Genomic DNA, 17,244 nt, shown 5'->3' with positions numbered 1-17,244 from the left:
GGGGGCATGGACGATCTTGCGGGTTTCCTGCGCACCCGGCGCTCCCGGGTCGACCCTTCCGCCGTCGGCATTCCCACCGACAGCCGCCGCCGCGTCGAAGGGCTGCGCCGCGAAGAGGTCGCCCACCTGTCCGGGGTCAGCGTCGACTACTACGTACGCCTGGAGCAGGGCCGCGCCACCCAGCCCTCCGAACAGGTCCTCGACGCGCTCGCCCGAGTCCTCGGCCTGGACGAGACCGAACGCGGGCACCTGTACCGGCTCGCCCGCCAGCGCCGCCGCCGCGCGAAGTCGCCCAACGGGCGCCTGCGGCCCGAACTGCTGCGCATCCTCGACCTGGTCACCGACGCGCCCGCCCTGATCATGGACCACCGGCTGGACGTGGCCGCCGGGAACCGCCTCGCCGGGCTCCTCTACGGCCGGGAGATGCCGGGCCTGAACACCGCCCGGCACATCTTCCTCGAAGAGGCCGAACGCGGCCTCTACGCCGACTGGGACATCTGCACCCTCGACGTGGTCGGGCACCTGCGCCTGGCGGCCGGGAAGTACCCCGACGACCCGCGCCTGGCCTCGCTGATCGGCGAACTCGCAATGGGCAGCGAGCGCTTCCGCCGCCTCTGGGCCCGCGCGGACGTCCGCGCCCGCACCCACGGACGCAAGGCCTACCGACACCCCCTGGTCGGACTCCTGGAACTGCACCAGGAAAACTTCGCCCTACCGGACGAATCCGGCATGGAACTCCTGGTCCTCTCCGCCGCCCCCGGAACCCCCACCGAGGACGCCCTACGCCTTCTGGGCACCCTCGCCACCGACAAACCCCCCACCACGAAACCCGTCCCGACAACGCACGTGTCCTGAACCACCGCCGAGCCGTCGGGGTCGGCCGCACAGCCGGACAGCCGGCCGGGAGTCGAGGCGCAGGACGGCGAACCCGTCGCCCCGCACACGGGCCTCGGCCCACCTCACCGGCGATCAGCCGGTCGGTGTGGGCACGGTGTACGGGCGAAGGACCATGAGTTGGTCCTCCGGGGTTGCCACCATGGCGAAGGGGAAGCGGTCGAGTTCGAGACAGAGTGCGACGTCGTCGGGATGCACTCCTTGTCGCACGCCCTGCGCCAGCTCGGCGGCGGCGCGCGACTCGCCGGCGCGGCGGAGGAAGTCGGCGGGGTCCGTCCCGGCCTCGGTGGCCCTGCGGGCGATGTATTGAGCGCACGCCAGGTCCTCGTCGGCGCGCCCGTCCTCACCGGTGACCACGAACGTGACACGTTCACACCCGTGTTCCCGCAACAGCCGAGCCGTTGCCTCCGCCACCACGAAGCCGGCGCACAACACCAGCGACGCCTCCTTGACCGCAAGGGCGCCGACCGTCCCCGCCGTGGTCTTCTGCACAACGGTCCGTCCGCCCAGGTCGAGGGAGCGCAGCAGGCCCGGCGAGTTGACCGTGTCGAACCCGGGCGCGGGCGGACCGTCCTTGAGCGCCACCCACTCCGGATGGCGAGCCTTGAGCGCCAGGGCTTCGTCCGGCGACTCGGCGAGAACGATCTTTTCCGCCCCCTGGGCAAAGGCCCAGGCAGCCACCGTGAAAGCACGCATCACATCGATCACGACCGCCGCGGAGGGAGTTTCGACCAGCTCGGCGATACCAAGGAAACGAGCGTCCATCCGGTCATGATGGCGCACGTCCGAGTCGAAACGCCGAGGCAGCGATACGCATCACACCGACCGTCTCGGAATGCGACACGCCCTCGGGCGGCGCGTACCTCGGCACCGGCCGGTCGTGGCCCGGCGCCGAAGCACGCGCCGCCCGAGTGCCGGACGGCGTTCCGCGGCTACTTTCAGGCGCGGATCGTGTACCAGGCGCCGAGTCCGTTGCAACCCGTCGCGTTGTAGGTGGTGCTGCGGTAGCCGGCCGGGATGGGCGAACCGGGGCAGGTCCAGATCCCGTTGCGGACGAGCTGGTGGTACCACGCGCCGATGCCGGTGCAGCCGTTGCGGTCGTACCCGGTGACCACGTAGCCGGGCACGATCGGCGAGCCCGAGCAGGTCCACATCCCGTCACGCGCGAGTCGGTGGAACCAGGCGCCCACCCCGCTGCAACCGTTGCGGTCGTACGCGGCGATCACGTACCCCGGCACGATGGGCGAGCCCGAACAGGTCCAGATCCCGTCACGAACGGGCTGCTGTAACCACGCCCCCCGGCCGTTGCAGCCGTTGCGGTCGAACGCGGTGATGACGTACCCGGTCGGCACGGGCGTCCCCGGACAGGTCCACCCGCCCTCGCGCGCGGCGGACGACGCCTGAGTCCCGGCTGACGACGCCTGCGTCGCGGCGGCGGCCGTGCCCGTCGCGGTGCCCGCGAGGACGACGGCCGCGAGCAGTACGACGGCTCCCACCCCCGCGGCGATCCTGCGCCGGACATCCGCCATCGTCGTGCAATTCCACAGTCGAAGCAATTTGCTGTTCAATTCACACCGATCCGATCGACGTGTTCGTTCGATATCCCGGACGTTCCGGGAACACCCGACGATAGGGCAGAACGCACCTTGATCGGTTACGACGGAAGAAATTCGCGGAAAAGAGTAAACGATCCACTCGGGCCGGAATATGACGACCCTCCGGTTTTCGGCCGGCAGAGCTGTGGCAGGAATCCGAAACTCCGCTTCCCATTCGGCACCTAATCACAACTCCCCGACAAGCCCGCCCGCCCGACCCACGAATTCGAGTTACCGGTACGCAGCCGGGAACAGGAGCACGGCGACGCCCATTTCGTCCACCGGAGGCGACAACGAATCTCCCGCAGGAATGGAGCAGGGCATGTGACGGGGGTCACGGGAACCGGTGGGGCCGGTCGGACAGGAGCGGTCATGGAGTTGTCCTTGCGTGCCCGTGTCCGAGCCGGCGACCCCGCCGCCTTCGCGGGCCTGTTCGACGATCATGCGCGTGCCGTCTACCGCTACGCGCTGCGCGTGGCGGCGGATCCGGCCGGTGCCGAGGACGTCGTGTCCCTGACGTTTCTGGAGGCGTGGCGGTTGCGCGAGCGCGTCGATCCCGAGCCGCCGGCACGGCAGGAGGGGGACCCGGACGAGGGTCTGCGTGCCTGGTTGTACGGGATCGCCACGAACATCCTGCGCAACACCGCCCGTTCGGCGCGTCGGCACCGCGCCGCGATGGATCGGCTGCCGCCGCGCGGCCCGGTGCCCGATTTGGCCGACGAGGTCGTCGATCGCGCCCACCACGCGCAGCAACTCGCGGCGGCTCGCGCGGGCTTGGCGCGGCTGCGGCGAGGAGACCGGGAAGCCATCGCGCTGGTCGTGTGGTCCGGGCTGGGATACGCCGAGGCCGCCGAGGCACTCGACCTGCGGGTCGGCACCCTGAAGTCCCGGTTGTCGCGCGCCCGCAACCGACTCAGGAAGTACGCGGCGGAGGAACTCGAACGAACAACGGGAAATCGGGAACCGCCCTCGCCCACAGGACAGCTCATGGATGACCGCAGCGCAGCGATCCGGCCGAACAACGAACAACCCGGGAGGGCACGATGAACACCGATCCGCGAACCGAGGGCGGCGGCCACGACCACGGGCACGCTACGGCGGGGGTCCCGGACACCGAACCGGCGGCGTTGGCCCCTCCGGCAGCCGTCCCGGAACTCCGCCCGGACCGCCACCTGTTGCTGAAGCAACACCTGATGCACGAGATCCGCCGAGCCTCGGCGACCGCGCCCTCGCGTCGGCCTCGCACGCTCCGGAAGTGGCAACTCGTGGCCCTGCCCGTCGCGGCGGCCGCAACCGTCGCCGCGATCATCGCGGGCGTGAGCGTCGCCGGCGGCGATCCGAGCGGGACGAAGGTCTCCCGAGCCGAGCAGCGGTCCGCGAGCGCGCTCCTGGTCCGCGCCGCCGTGACCGCCGAGACCGGAAGCCAACTCCCGGTCCGGGACGGCCAATACGAGTACGTCCGGACCCTCGGATACAGCGCCATCCTGGGTGGACCCGAACGGGCGCCGACGTTCCGGCATTCGCCGATCCGCACCACCGAGCATTGGCGTCCGGTCGACGGTACGGGCACCTACCTTCAGCGCGGCGGCAGCGGGACCGAATTCCGCGAGGAGCACACCGGGCCGGGGAACCTGCACCGGCCCGACTACCGCTTCATGCAGACCCTGCCCACCGACCCGGCCGAACTCCTGCGCCTGCTCCGCAAAGCCGCGCCCGAGCACGGCGGAAACCCCGTCGACCAGCAGACGTTCTCCCTGATCGGCGACCTGCTCATGAACGCCGCCGCGCCGCCCGCGGTGGTCGGCGCGCTGTTCCGGGCGGCGGCCCTGCTGCCCGGAGTGACCGTCGCCGACGACACCGTCGACTCCCTGGGACGCCCCGGGGTCTCGGTCGCGCGGGACGAGGTACAGGGCTCCCGCGCGGAATGGATCCTCGACCGGGCCACCTCCGCGTTCACCGGCGTGCGCGAAATCTCCACCACGGACACCGTGTACGCGCCGGCAGGCACCGTTCTCAACCTCTCCTCCGTCGTCGAACGCGGCTTCGTCGACCGGCCCGGCGGTCGCCCCGACACGCCCGCGGCCCCGGCGACCCCGGCGACCGGCTCCGCAGGCGCCTGATCGGGGCCACCCCTGCACGCGGCCGAGTCGCACCCCCGCCCACCGCTCCGCCCCGCCGCCATTCGAGTGAATGTTCCCGGATCCTGATGTTCCGGGGGGTCCGCACCCGACAGGCTGCTTCCTGCCCGATGCACCAGCATCGTTGGTTGGAATTTTGCGTCCGAGGAGGACCCGTGATCTCGAAAACCAAGAGGGCCGCACGTTCGATGGCCGTGGCGTTGGCCGCGGCCGCCGCGTTGACCCTGGTCGTGCCGCCGAGCCCCGCCTTCGCCATCGACCATGTGCCCTGTCGTGGTGGCGAGGACTTCCTGAAGATCTGGTCGCACAACGGCGGAGACCAGAGCGTGGACTGCTACGCGAACCGCGGCAGAACCTCCTTCGGCGGGTGGTGGGTCGACAAGATCTCCACGGGAAACAACGACTTGATCTACTACGACGCCAACGGTGATTCGGTCAAGATCGAGCGGTGGCACGAGATCTCCTTCCCGAACCGGCCACCGAGGGTCGACGCGATCGAGATCCTCTGACGAATCGGCGCACCGGCCGCCCGGGTCGGTCACTCGACCCGGGCGCCGACGTCTTCGCCCGAGACCGGGCCGCTACTCGAACCGCGCCGTGTCGCCCGCTCCGCGACGTACGATCTCGGCCTCGTCGCCGGAGAAGTCGATGACCGTGGTCGGCTGGGTGCCGCAATCGCCCGAGTCCACCACGGCGTCCACCACGTGCTCCAGCCGTTCCTTGATCTCCCAGCCCTGGGTCAGCGGTTCGTCCTCGCCGGGCAGGAGCAGCGTGCTGGAAAGGATCGGCTCACCGAGTTCGGCGAGCAGCGCCCGGGTGACGACGTGATCGGGAATCCGGACGCCGACCGTCTTCTTCTTCGCATGCAACAGTTGCTTCGGCACCTCTGACGTGGCGCGCAGGATGAAGGTGTAGGCACCGGGCGTCGACGCCTTGATGGCCCGGAACACGTCGTTGTCCAGGTATACGAACCGGCCCAATTGAGCGAAGCTCTCGCACACCAGGGTGAAGTGATGCCGGTCGTCGAGGTTGCGGATCGTCCGGATCCGGTTCAGGCCGTCGCGGTTGCCCAATTGACATCCCAGTGCGAAACAGGAGTCCGTCGGGTACGCGACGAGTGATCCGGAGCGGATCAGGTCGGCCACGCTGCCGATCGTGCGCGGCTGGGGGTTCTCGGGGTGCACATCGAAATACTTCGCCATCCGCCGACCCTATGGGGAGGCGGCCCGGATCCAGCCCCCGGCGACCACGACCGGCCCGGTCGCCGCGTGCCGGACGGCGCGCGTGTCCCGGCGGGCGCGCGTGCGTCGCCGGCGAAGTCCCGGGTGGGTCGTGCCGCCATGTGTCAGGGTGCGGTCATGACTACGACACCGGATGGGCGCCGGATACCGCCCGTGCATGCCGGCGAACGCGCCATGCTGGAAGCGTGGCTCGACTTCCACCGCGCCACTCTCGCCCTGAAGTGCTCGGGCCTGCGGGATGAGCAATTACGGCTGGCCTCGGCTGCGCCCTCGTCGATGACGTTGCTGGGTCTCCTCCAGCACATGGCCGAGGTGGAGCGCAACTGGTTCCAGCGTGTGTTCGCCGGCCGGAACGTGCCCGCGATCTTCGGCGCGAGCAACAACGACGGCTTCGCCCTCGACCCGGACCGAGGGCTCGACGAGGTCATGGCGGCCTGGCGGGCGGAGGTCGCTCGCGGGCGCGAACTCGTCGCCGCCGCCGCGTTGGACGACTCCGGCCGCCTGTCCGAGCAGGACGCCCTCGTCCTGGGTGACGAACGGGTCTCGCTGCGCTGGATCATGGTCCACCTGATCGAGGAGTACGCGCGTCACAACGGCCATGCCGACCTGATCCGCGAACGCATCGACGGAGTCTTCGGGGTGTGAGCTCCGGACGGTACGCCGCCCGGATCGTCGGCTCCACGCATCGCATCACGGACCCGCCGCCCCGAGTGCGACCAGCCTCCCGCGCGACCGGATATCCGCGTGCCGCCCGAGCCCGGTCGCGCGCCGGCATGCGGGCTTCCTCGCGTCGGAGTCGGCTGTTACCGTCCCGGCCATGTTGACTGAGGGCACGGGCGACGCCGTGCATGGAGTGGCTTTGGTCGAGCGGGTCCTGGAGGTGGTCCGGCGGGACCCCGGGGCCTCCGCGCTGTCGTACGCGGACGTCCCGTGGGTGACCGACGGCGTGGCCCGGCCGTTGCCCGCCCACGCGTCGGCCGAGGTGGTGCTGCCGTCCGGCCGCCCGCTGTCGCCGAGCCTGCGGGCCTGGCTCGCGTACGACACGTCCCTGCTCGACCGGTACGACTGGATGGCCGACGACGGCAGCCTCACGCCGCGCAGCCTCGACGAGTTGGTCGCCGACGAACTGGGCGAGATGTGGGGCGAGATGTTCACGCCCGTCGCCGACCGCTTCCCCGAGTGCTTCCTCCTGCCCGGCGGCTCGGACTCCCGCCGCATCCTGGCCGTCACCGAGCCCGACCGGGAAGGCGAGTACCCGGTGCTCGCCGTCGACGTCGACGACCTGCCCTTCGTCGGCCTGATGTACCCGGGTTTCGATGTCTACCTCGGCAACACCGCGGGTCTGATCGAGCACGAATACGAGTCCTACACCGGCCTGATGGACGACCCCCGCTACTTCCGCCGCATGCACCACCACGCGACCCACTGCTTCGGCGGCGCAAGCCACTTCGAATTTCCCTTCTGAGCCCGGGGCCACCCGCCGGCCCGCATTCGCCAGGCGATCGGCGCGTCGCGCCGGGGCCGCATCGGCCCGGTCCCGTAGGGCCGTTCGGCCCTTCACCGGGTGCGTGGCGGGCGCGAGCGTGGGAACGAGCGGAGTTCCGGCGCTACAGGAGAGGAAGTTCGATGACGACGGCGATTCCCGAGGGCTCGGACCTGACGACGGTCGACGCCTGGTGGCGGGCGGCGAACTACCTGGCGGTGGGGCAGATCTACCTGGGCGGCAACGCGTTGCTGAGCGAACCGTTGCGGCCCGAGCACATCAAGCCGCGACTGCTCGGGCACTGGGGCACCTCCCCCGGCCTGAATCTGATCTACGCGCACCTGAACCGGGTGATCCGCGAACGCGGCACCCACGCCCTGCACGTCACCGGTCCGGGGCACGGCGGCCCGTCCGCGCTCGCCGCGTCCTGGCTGGACGGCACCTACAGCGAGCGCTACCCGAACGTCCCCCGCGACGCGGCCGGAATGACCACGCTGTTCCGCCAGTTCTCCTACCCCGGCGGGGTACCCAGCCACATCGCCCCCGGCGTGCCCGGCTCCATCCACGAGGGCGGCGAACTCGGCTACAGCCTCTCGCACGCGTTCGGCGCCGCCTTCGACAACCCGAACCTGGTGGTCGCGTGCGTGATCGGCGACGGCGAGGCCGAGACCGGGCCACTCGCCGCGTCCTGGCACGGCACCAAGTTCCTCAGCCCGCGCACCGACGGCGCGGTGTTGCCGATCCTGCACCTCAACGGCTGGAAGATCGCCAACCCGACCCTGCTCGCCCGGATGCCGCGCACCGAGTTGGACGCGCTGCTGACCGGCTACGGATGGCGCCCGATCCACGTCGAGGGCGACGAACCGGCACGCGTGCACGCCGCGTTCGCCGCCGCGCTGGACGAGGCGCTCGACGGGATCGAGGCGTTCAAGGCAAGCGGACAGGGCCGACCCCGATGGCCGATGATCGTGCTGCGCACCCCCAAGGGCTGGACCGGACCGCACACCGTGGACGACACGCCCGTCGAGGGCACGTGGCGCTCGCACCAGGTCCCGCTGGCGGGCGTACGGGAGAACCCGGAGCACCTGGCCCTGCTGGAGAGGTGGCTGCGCTCCTACCGCCCGGACGAACTCTTCGACCGGGACGGCCGGCCCACCCCGATCGTGCTCGCCAACGTACCCACCGGCGAGACGCGGCTGGGCGCGGTGCCCGAGGCCAACGGGGGCACCGTGCTGCGGGACCTGCCACTGCCCGATCCGAACACCTTCGCCGTCAAGGTGGTCGAACCCGGCGCGTCCTCGTCCGAACCCACCCGGGCCCTCGGCGAATACCTGCGCGAGGTCTTCGCCCGCACCGCGACCCGCCGCGACTTTCGTCTGTTCGGCCCGGACGAGACCGAATCCAACCGGCTCGGCGCGGTCTACCGGGCGACCGCCAAGGCGTGGCAGGAGCCGATCACCGACCTGGACACCCACCTGGCCCCGGACGGGCGGGTCGTGGAGATCCTGTCCGAACACACCTGCCAGGGCATGCTGGAGGGCTATCTGCTCACCGGCCGCCACGGCGTGTTCTCCTGCTACGAGGCGTTCACCCACATCGTCTCCTCGATGTTCAACCAGCACGCCAAATGGCTGCACGCCTCCCGCGAGATCGACTGGCGCCCGCCCATCGCGTCGCTCAACTACCTGCTCACCTCGCACGTGTGGCGCCAGGACCAGAACGGTTTCTCGCACCAGGACCCCGGCTTCGTCGACAACGTGATCAACAAACGCCCCGAGGTCGTCCGCGTCTACCTGCCGGCGGACACCAACTGCCTGCTCTCCGTCGGCGATCACGCTCTGCGCAGCCGCGGCCTGGTCAACGTGATCGTGGCCGGCAAGACGCCCACCCCCGACTGGCTCACCATGGACGAGGCCGTCCTCCACTGCGCCCGGGGCGCCGGTGTCTGGGAGTGGGCCTCCAACGACGACGGCGACCCGCACGTCGTCCTGGCCTGCGCCGGCGACGTGCCCACCCTGGAGACCCTCGCCGCCGTCGACCTGATCCGCCGACACCTGCCCGGGTTGCGGGTGCGCGTGGTCAACGTGGTCGACCTGATGCGGCTGACCCCCGAGACCGAGCACCCGCACGGCATGCCGGACGCCGAATACGACGCCCTGTTCGGCACCGACGTCCCGGTGATCTTCGCCTACCACGGCTACCCGTGGCTGATCCACCGGCTTGCCTACCGCCGGCACAACCACGACCACCTGCACGTACGCGGATACAAGGAATACGGCACCACGACCACCCCGTTCGACATGGTCGTCCTCAACGACATGGACCGCTACCAACGCGTGATCGACGTCATCGACCGCGTCCCCGGCCTGGGCACCCGCGCCGCGACCGTACGCCAGAGCATGCTCGACGCCCGCACCCGACACCGCGCCTGGATCCTCGAACACGGCGAGGACCTGCCCGAGGTCCGCGACTGGACCTGGACGACCGACACACCCGGCGACCGCTGACCCGAGGCGAGATCCCCCGTGACCCGGGTGCTCGTCATTCGGCGCGCCCCGAGTCGATCGGCACAGGGCCACCCGTACCGGTGGGCCGGGACCTTCGTCCCGGCCCACCACTCCCACCGGCCCTGTGCCCGGGGTCGCGGACGTTCCATCCTGGAGACGGGTGAAACCTCGCGATCGCGAAGCCCCGGGACACGGGACGTGCGATGTGCGCTATTCGCAGTGCGCTGTGCGCTGTGCGCTGTGCGATCACGACCACCACCGCCCACCTGCCGCGGGACGAAACGGAGTTCGACATGGAAACGCTCGGTACCCACTTCGACCGGGACACGCTCGGCCGTCCCCCTCGGCCGGAGACCGTCCCCACCGACGAGAGCACGAAGGCCCGGCCCGAGGGACGGATCGTGGTGGGCCTCGACGGCTCGTTCGGATCCGCGCTCGCCCTGCGTTGGGCCGCCCGCGAGGCCGCCGAACTCGGCGTGACCCTGGACGTGGTCACGGCCTGGACGGACGCCGACCCCGATCGCCCGACCCTGGACCGCCCCGACGCCCCCCTGTCCGTGGCGCGCGAGCGGCTGGAACGCGCCCTGGCAAGCCTGGTCCGGGCCCCGATCCCGCCGGAGCGCATCGTGGCCACCCCGCTGCACGGTCCGGCGGGCGAGGTCCTGGTCGCCCGCGCCCGCAACGCCCGGTTGCTCGTGTTGGGCACCAGCGGCATCGAGAGCCCCACGATCCCCGGCCCCACCGGCACGTACTGCCTACGCCACAGCGTCACCCCGGTGCTCTTCGTCCCGGCGGACGCATAGTCCGACGACCACCGCGTTCGAGCGGCCGGGACCGAGCACCCATCCGAACTCGAAGCAGCACCGGGGATGTGGCACACACCGCGAGTTCCCTCACGTGAGCCACCTGCGCAGGACACTCGTCACCGCCACCGTGTCGGGGTGTTCCACGCCCGACAACCGCTGGTAGTCGGCTACCACCCACCCCAGCAGCACAATCGCCTCGCCGGTCCGCCCCGCCTGCCGGTACGAGACGGCCAGGTTCGCCCGAACCGTCAGCGTGGCGGGGTGCTCCGGCCCCGAAAGCCGCTCGCGGTCGGCCAGCACCCGCTCCTCGATGTCGATCGCCTCGTCCGTCCTCCCCGCCTGCCGGTACGAGGAGGCCAGGTTCGTCCGCGCCGTGAGCGTGTCGGGGTGCTCCGCGCCCGACAGTCGCTCGCGATCGGCCACCACCCGCTCCAGCAGAGCGATCGCCTCCGCCGTCCGCCCCGCCTGCCGGTACGAGACCGCCAGATTCGCCCGGGACGTCAGCGTGTCGGGGTGCTCCGCGCCCGACAACCGCTCGCGATCGACCACCACCCGCTCCAGCAGGACGATCGCCTCCGCCGTCCGCCCCGCCTGCCAGTACGAGACCGCCAGATTCGCCCGGGACGTCAGCGTGGCGGGATGTTCCCCGCCCAGCAGTCGCTCGCGATCGGCCAGCACCCGCTCCTCCAAGGCGATCGCCTCGCCGATCCGCCCCGCCTGCCAGTAGGAGGAGGCCAGGTTCGCCCGCGTCATCAGGGTGTCGGGGTGCTGCGCACCCAGCAGCCGCTCGCGATCGGCCAGCACCCGCTCCTCCAAGGCGATCGCCTCGCCGATCCGCCCCGCCTGCCGGTACGAGGAGGCCAGGTTCGCCCGCGTCATCAGGGTGTCGGGGTGCTGCGCACCCAGCAGCCGCTCGCGATCGGCCAGCACCCGCTCGTCCAGGGCGATCGCCTCGCCGATCCGCCCGGCCTGCAAGTACGAGGAGGCCAGGTTCGCTCGCACCATCAGCGTGTTGGGGTGTTCCGCGCCCAGCAGCCGCTCGCGGGCGGCCAGCACCCGCTCCTCCAAGGCAATCGCCTCGTCCGTCCGCCCCGCCTGCCAGAACGAGATCGCCAGTTGACCTCGGGCCATCAGCGTGTCGGGATGTTCCGCGCCGAGCAGTCGATCGGCGTCGGCGCTCATCCGTTGCCAGTGGGGGATCGAGACGTTGTGGAGGCCCGCGTCGAGGAGGCTTCGTCCGGCCCGGTACAGGATCGGGTGGCCGTCGGGGTGCCACAGGTGGTCGCCGGCATGTGCGGCGAGGGTGTCGGTGTTGGCCCGCAGGACGGCCGCGAGATCCGCGTCGCCGTGGTCGTGGGTGGGCCACAGGTCGAGCAGGGCGTCGGCGGCCGCGTGGGCGGCGGTGGGGAGTTCGGTGTCTGGGGTCACCTCGCGGGCGGCGCGGGCGGTGAGGGCGTGGATGCGGACGGCGCGGGGGCCGTTGCGGGAATCGTCGGTGATCAGGGCGTAGCGGTGCAGCAGCCGGAGCACGGCGTGGGCGTCGTCGGCGTCGACCGGGGTCTCGGGGGTGCGGTGGATGCCGAGGTGGGTGACGACGCCGGGGTGGGTCCAGAGTTCGCGGGGGTGTCCGGCGGGGTCGAGGAAGGCCGCCAAGGTGAGGGCGGGGGCCGCGAGTCCGGCGGGTTCGGCGCGTTGGGCCGCGTCCAGGGACAGCAGGAGCGCGGTGGCCACCGGTCGCCCGTAGCGTTCGGTGTCCGCGTCCACAGGCAACAGCTTGTCCAGACGGGCGGTGCCGGCGGTGAACAGGCGCAGGTACCGCGCGCAGGTCACATCCTCGTTGATCATGTACGCGGCGGCGTGCGCCAGGGCCAGGGGCAGCAGGCCCAACTCCCGCGCCAGTCGCAGGACATCGTCGTCGAGGAGACGGGCGCATGCGGCGTGGGTGAGGCGCTCGCGCAGATACGTCTCCGCCTCCGCCTCGGTGTAGGTGTCGACGTCGATCACGGCACGGCCGCCGCCCGAGAGCAGGGCGTCGCGGCGGCGGGTGGTGTCCAGGACCGTCCCGCGACCGGACGGCGGCGACGGTGGCCACCACGATTCCAGCGATCGCGGGTCGGTGATGTCGTCGAGGACCACCAACCACGAACGCGGCGTCGTCGCCAGCCAGTTCACGAACGCCCGCGCGTCGTCCTGAGGATCCTGCCCGGCCGCGCCCGGGGCGGCGACCAACCGTGCGGCACGGGCGTAGGTGGTGATCACCTGCTCGGTTTCGGCGGCGTTGACCCACAGGACCAGGTCCACGCCCTCCGCGCGAGCCTGGTGGGCGTAGGCGGCGGCGAGCTGCGACTTGCCCATCCCGCCACCCCCGGACAGCACCACCGTCGCGTGATCGGCCCGGGCCCGATCGATCCGCTCCCGCAACCCGGTACGGTCCTGGAACGCCGAGGCCAACGCCGGCACGGGATCGGGCAGGAGCGGCCACTCCACCGGCACCGGGACGGGCGCGGCTCGGACGTTCAACCGGGCGACGTGGACGTTGCCGCTGATGGCCACCGCGTGGGGCGCCGACGCGGTCGCGGGCCCGGACCTCTCGACGTGCACCGTTCCCGCGCCCGCCGGTAACGAGGACGGTGGTCCACGATGGCCGGACACCGCCGTCCCACCGTCGCCGGCACGAGCATCGCCGCTGTCGGCAACCACCACCTCCTCCACGACCGCCGGGGCATCGGATCCGCGCTCGCGTCGGCGCCATCGCACGGTGGCTTCCTCGCCTTCTCCGGTCACAACGACTGCGTCGACACGATCACCACCACTACCGTGATCCTCAATCCCCGGGCCCCGTCCCACCCCTGTCACGACCAGCCCAACGAGCCGTATCCGGCGCCCACTTCCCAGGACTACCAGACAAACCGGCCCGTCGTACCAAAGCACGACGATCCGGCAGGGAGACCCCCGCCGGCGTCGGCACGCCGGCGCCTCGCCAACCGACCAGGCCCCGTCTACCGAGGCCGACAACAACGCGCCCACGGCGAGCGGTCATCCGCGCAAGGTACGAACTCCCCGCCCGGAGACAAGCCGGGTACCGCCGTCGGCGTTCCTCACGCTCGGCGGTGAGATTCGGACCGGAGCGCTGAACCCGTCGCAGGCGAAGTGCCCCCGTCACCCGGCGAGTTGCCCGGATGACATCGCGCCGTCACGGACGATCGGCCGGCCGCTCCCGGTGGTACAGCGTCACCGGGGTATACGGCCACGACGGTGTGAAGGGGGCCAGCGCGAGTCGAACGGCGGCACGCACGCGGCGAATCGCGGTGGCCGTGGGGGACGCGCCGACCGTGATGTCCGCGAAGACCGTGCTCTCCCGCGCCGTCAGGCGCACGTGCACGTCGGCGGGGGTGCTCACTCCGGCGAGCGCGAGCGACACGGCACGGGCGACCACCCGATGGGCGGTGGGGCCCACCGGGGAGAACGCCGTGCGGCAGGCCGCCTCGATGTCGTCGTGGTGGCACAGCACGTCCGCCCGGGCGAGCATGCCGTCGCGGGCGCCGACGGGTCCGCAGACCACCAGCGGCACACCTGCTACGAGGGCGCACATCGCGCCCTGTTCGCGCGCGGTCCGCGGCCCCTCGTCGGCGCGCACGTCCACGACGACGTCGACGTCCTGGGCGAGCAGCGGACAGCCGCCGCCGGCCGCCCAGGCCACGCAGGGTTCCGTCCGCTCCGTCCCCGGTTGCCCGTGGCAGCGCAGCACGGTGTGTCCGGCCTCGGTCAGGTGCCCCGCGACCTGCCGGCAACCGTCCGGCTGCGACTCGGTGATCACGATCTTCAGTCCCCGTCGGTGCATGATCCCTCCCCTGGGTCACGTCCCAGCCTGGCCGCTCCGCCGCGAATCCGGACAGGGCCGAACGCCCCTCGGAAGATGGCTCGTTGTGACCGGACGGGCACCCCCCACGCACGCCCGCGCGCCGGCCCACTCCGGGTGGCGCACGTCGTGGCGAATCGCGGTTCAGCCCAGCGTCGCGCGGGTCTCGCGTGCGATCCGGATGTCCTCGCCGGCGGTGACGACCACGGTGCGCACCGGCGCGCCCGCTCGGCCGATCTCGGCGTCGGCCCGCGCGCGGGCGTTGGCCCGGGGGTCCAGGCGCACCCCGAGGAACGCCAACTCGGCGACCATGTCCGCGCGCAGCGTGTCGTCGTGTTCCCCGACTCCCCCGGTGAAGGCCAGGACGTCCAGGCCGCCCATCGCCGCGGCCATCGCGGCGATCCTGGTCCGCACCCGGTACGCGTAGATGCCGCGCGCCAGCCGGGCGCGCGCATCGCCCGCCTCGGCGTCGGCCCGGATCGCGCGCATGTCGCCGCCGTGTCCGGCCAGCGCGCTCAACCCGGCCTCGTGCTCCAACACCCTTTCCAACTCCGCGAGTTCGACGCCGGTACGAAGCAACCGAACGAGCATGCCCGGGTCCAGGTCGCCGGCGCGGGTGGCCATCACCAGGCCCTCGGTCGGGGTGAAGCCCATCGTGGTGTCGACACTGATCCCGCCCCGGATCGCGGCCAACGAGGCACCCGCGCCGAGGTGGCAGCTCACCACGCGGGCCGACGACGCCGGCAGGCCGGTCAGTTCGCATGCCCGGGTCGAGGCATAGGCGTGCGACAGGCCGTGGAAGCCGTGGCGGCGCAACCCCCATCCGGCCCGCCACGCCTCGGGGAGGGCGTACGTGCTCGCCTCGGCCGGGAGGGTGTGATGGAAGGCGGTGTCGAAGCAGGCGACCGCGGGCAGGTCGGGGCGCAGTTCGTGGACCGTGTCGATGCCCGCGATCGCCCGGCCCTGGTGCAGCGGCGCGAGCGGACGCAGTGCGACGACCCGCGCGTATACCCGCGGATCCAGGCGGGCGGGCCCGGTGAAGTCGGCGCCGCCGTGCACGATCCGATGTCCCACGGCGTCGACGGTGCCCGCCTCGCGCAGGAATTCGGCGATCGCCTCGGGCGGAATGGCCTCGGCGCAGGTCAGGTTCGCGGTGCGGGCGATCGTGTCGTCCGGCTCGACGACCGACAACTTCAGGCTGGAGGAGCCCGCGTTGACGACCAGGACGCGTCCGGGGTGGTCGACGCCCTCCGCACGCGCGGCCTCAGTGCGCATCGCGAACCACCGTCTCCCGCCACGCGCGCAGCCGCTCGCGGTCGGCGGCGAGCCCGGGGCCCGCAGCCGACCCGCGACCGCGCCGGCGCGACCGCGGCGACCGCGCGCCGTCCCCGATCGGGCGCCGACACGCGGATGCAGGGGTGCTTCGGGGTGGTGCGAGGGGGAACACGACGGCCGCCTCCCGGTGGTTGATGCGTCGATACCGTTCCCAGGACATCGCGGTTCACGCCCCCGCGCCCGGGCCGAAGGACCCGATTGCCTCGGGCAACGCGGCCCTGCCGCACGATCGGCGGCGGCCCTCGGGCGCCGGCGGACGACCGTCGCCGCAAGGGATGCGGTCCCGGACCGGCACCGAACGCGGCCGATCATCGTGGTGGCCGCGCACCACCCGCTGTGCACGGCGAAGGTCACGCGGGTGTGTCGGTGCCGCGGAGGAAGCGGGCGCCCCACTCCCGAACGTGCGCGGCGAACTCCGGCGGTCCCAGGATCTCGAACTCGGCCCCCACGTTGCCCAGTGCCTGGGTCGGCCAGTCCAGGGAGGTCGACGTCATGGTGAGCCGGCAACCGTCCCGGCCGAGTGGTTCGATCGTGCCCCAGCGCCCGACCGCCTGCCGCACTCGCGCGGCGGGTGCGTGTACGAGGACCTCGACCGTGTACGGAGCCGGGGTCCCGCTCGCCGCCCGGACGAAGGCCACGGCGTCCTCGCTCGGGAGCAGCCGCGGCCGAAAGCGGGTGCCGGTCGCGGTCGGCCCGGTGAGCCGGTCGAGGCGGAAACTGCGCCAGTCGTGCCGGCCCAGGTCGTAGGCCACCAGGTACCAGCGTCCGCCGAGCGCGACGACGCGGTGCGGCTCGACCTCGCGGTCGGTGGGCGCGGAGCCCCTGGCGGTGTAGCCGAACCGCAGCCGCTCCTCGTCCCGGCACGCCTGGGCGACCGCGGTGAGCACCCCCGACGCGACGACCGGCCCGGACCCGCCGGCAAAACGGGTCACCGCGCGCAGCGCGTCCACCCTGGCCCGCAGCCGGGGCGGCAGCACCCGCACCACCTTGGTGAGGGCGCGCAGGGACGCCTCCTCCATCCCGGCGACCCCGCTCTGCGCCGCGTCGCCGACGCCCACCGCGAGGGCCACCGCCTCCTCGTCGTCGAGCAACAGCGGCGGCAGGACGGCGCCGGGCGCGAGTTGGTAGCCGCCGTCGGTGCCCCGGGTCGCGCCGACCGGATAGCCGAGCTCGCGCAGCCGCTCGACGTCGCGGCGCAGCGTGCGCTCGGACACCCCGAGCCGCTCGGCCAGCTCCGGGCCGGCCCAGTGCCGGTGGGTCTGCAACAGGGAGAGCAGTCCGAGCGTGCGTGAGCTGGTGTTCGCCATGCCGACATCCTGCCTCGACTTCCGGCCGGAAAGTGACCGGAAGCCTGCCTAGAGTCGATCTCGACGGGCCGCAGCGAGG

The 17,244-nt window shown here is 71.9% G+C and carries 15 protein-coding genes; 8 read left to right on the top strand and 7 right to left on the bottom strand.

What is annotated here, in order from left to right:
- Window positions 1-6 precede the first annotated feature (6 nt).
- A complete protein-coding gene (locus ABZ374_RS06465; protein WP_360307008.1) occupies window positions 7-855 on the top strand; it encodes a helix-turn-helix transcriptional regulator in 849 nt (282 codons plus the stop codon).
- 114 nt (window positions 856-969) lie between these two features.
- Here the strand turns inward: ABZ374_RS06465 and ABZ374_RS06460 are convergent, their stop codons facing one another.
- A complete protein-coding gene (locus ABZ374_RS06460; protein WP_360307005.1) occupies window positions 970-1,659 on the bottom strand; it encodes a 2-phosphosulfolactate phosphatase in 690 nt (229 codons plus the stop codon).
- A gap of 173 nt (window positions 1,660-1,832) precedes the next feature.
- A complete protein-coding gene (locus tag ABZ374_RS06455; RefSeq protein WP_360307002.1) occupies window positions 1,833-2,423 on the bottom strand; it encodes a hypothetical protein in 591 nt (196 codons plus the stop codon).
- Window positions 2,424-2,861: 438 nt separating this feature from the next.
- Between ABZ374_RS06455 and ABZ374_RS06450 the strand changes: the two genes are divergently transcribed.
- The 3 genes from ABZ374_RS06450 (at window position 2,862) to ABZ374_RS06440 (ending at window position 5,136) form a co-directional block, all read left to right on the top strand.
- Window positions 2,862-3,536: an RNA polymerase sigma factor gene (locus ABZ374_RS06450; RefSeq protein WP_360306999.1), complete on the top strand. Its 675-nt coding sequence runs from the start codon at window positions 2,862-2,864 to the stop codon at window positions 3,534-3,536.
- Window positions 3,533-4,609, top strand: coding sequence for a CU044_5270 family protein (locus tag ABZ374_RS06445; RefSeq protein WP_360306996.1), 1,077 nt, complete (start codon window positions 3,533-3,535; stop codon window positions 4,607-4,609). The genes ABZ374_RS06450 and ABZ374_RS06445 overlap by 4 nt, the downstream gene beginning before the upstream one ends.
- Window positions 4,610-4,782: 173 nt before the next feature.
- Window positions 4,783-5,136, top strand: coding sequence for a beta/gamma crystallin domain-containing protein (locus ABZ374_RS06440; protein ID WP_360306993.1), 354 nt, complete (start codon window positions 4,783-4,785; stop codon window positions 5,134-5,136).
- A gap of 72 nt (window positions 5,137-5,208) precedes the next feature.
- Here ABZ374_RS06440 and ABZ374_RS06435 read toward each other — a convergent pair whose 3' ends face one another.
- A complete protein-coding gene (locus ABZ374_RS06435; protein ID WP_360306990.1) occupies window positions 5,209-5,829 on the bottom strand; it encodes an L-threonylcarbamoyladenylate synthase in 621 nt (206 codons plus the stop codon).
- 156 nt (window positions 5,830-5,985) lie between these two features.
- On the opposite strand from ABZ374_RS06435, the gene ABZ374_RS06430 reads away from it, so the two are divergent.
- The 4 genes from ABZ374_RS06430 to ABZ374_RS06415 all read left to right on the top strand — a co-directional run bounded on the left by ABZ374_RS06430 (window position 5,986) and on the right by ABZ374_RS06415 (window position 10,661).
- Window positions 5,986-6,513 carry a DinB family protein gene (locus ABZ374_RS06430; protein ID WP_360306987.1) on the top strand — a complete coding sequence of 176 codons (528 nt, stop codon included), beginning with the start codon at window positions 5,986-5,988 and terminating at the stop codon, window positions 6,511-6,513.
- Between the two features lie 172 nt (window positions 6,514-6,685).
- A complete protein-coding gene (locus ABZ374_RS06425) occupies window positions 6,686-7,333 on the top strand; it encodes a hypothetical protein (protein WP_360306984.1) in 648 nt (215 codons plus the stop codon).
- 161 nt (window positions 7,334-7,494) lie between these two features.
- The gene (locus tag ABZ374_RS06420) at window positions 7,495-9,858 is read left to right on the top strand and encodes a phosphoketolase family protein (protein ID WP_360306981.1); all 2,364 of its coding nucleotides are present in this window, start codon (window positions 7,495-7,497) and stop codon (window positions 9,856-9,858) included.
- Window positions 9,859-10,151: 293 nt separating this feature from the next.
- Entirely contained in the window at window positions 10,152-10,661 is a 510-nt protein-coding gene (locus tag ABZ374_RS06415) for a universal stress protein (RefSeq protein ID WP_360306978.1), read from the top strand.
- Window positions 10,662-10,751: 90 nt separating this feature from the next.
- Here ABZ374_RS06415 and ABZ374_RS06410 read toward each other — a convergent pair whose 3' ends face one another.
- From ABZ374_RS06410 to ABZ374_RS06395, 4 genes are all read right to left on the bottom strand, one after another.
- Window positions 10,752-13,265, bottom strand: a complete 2,514-nt coding sequence (locus ABZ374_RS06410) for a tetratricopeptide repeat protein (protein WP_360306975.1) — start codon at window positions 13,263-13,265, stop codon at window positions 10,752-10,754.
- A gap of 592 nt (window positions 13,266-13,857) precedes the next feature.
- Window positions 13,858-14,505, bottom strand: coding sequence for a hypothetical protein (locus ABZ374_RS06405; protein WP_360306973.1), 648 nt, complete (start codon window positions 14,503-14,505; stop codon window positions 13,858-13,860).
- 162 nt (window positions 14,506-14,667) lie between these two features.
- The gene (locus tag ABZ374_RS06400; protein ID WP_360306970.1) at window positions 14,668-15,798 is read right to left on the bottom strand and encodes an acetate/propionate family kinase; all 1,131 of its coding nucleotides are present in this window, start codon (window positions 15,796-15,798) and stop codon (window positions 14,668-14,670) included.
- Window positions 15,799-16,208: 410 nt separating this feature from the next.
- Window positions 16,209-17,165, bottom strand: coding sequence for a YafY family protein (locus ABZ374_RS06395; protein ID WP_360306967.1), 957 nt, complete (start codon window positions 17,163-17,165; stop codon window positions 16,209-16,211).
- Between the last annotated feature and the right edge of the window lie 79 nt (window positions 17,166-17,244).

The sequence above is a fragment of the Embleya sp. NPDC005971 genome (assembly GCF_040629175.1).
Taxonomy (GTDB): domain Bacteria; phylum Actinomycetota; class Actinomycetes; order Streptomycetales; family Streptomycetaceae; genus Embleya.
This window is presented reverse-complemented; position numbering and strand designations above follow the sequence as displayed.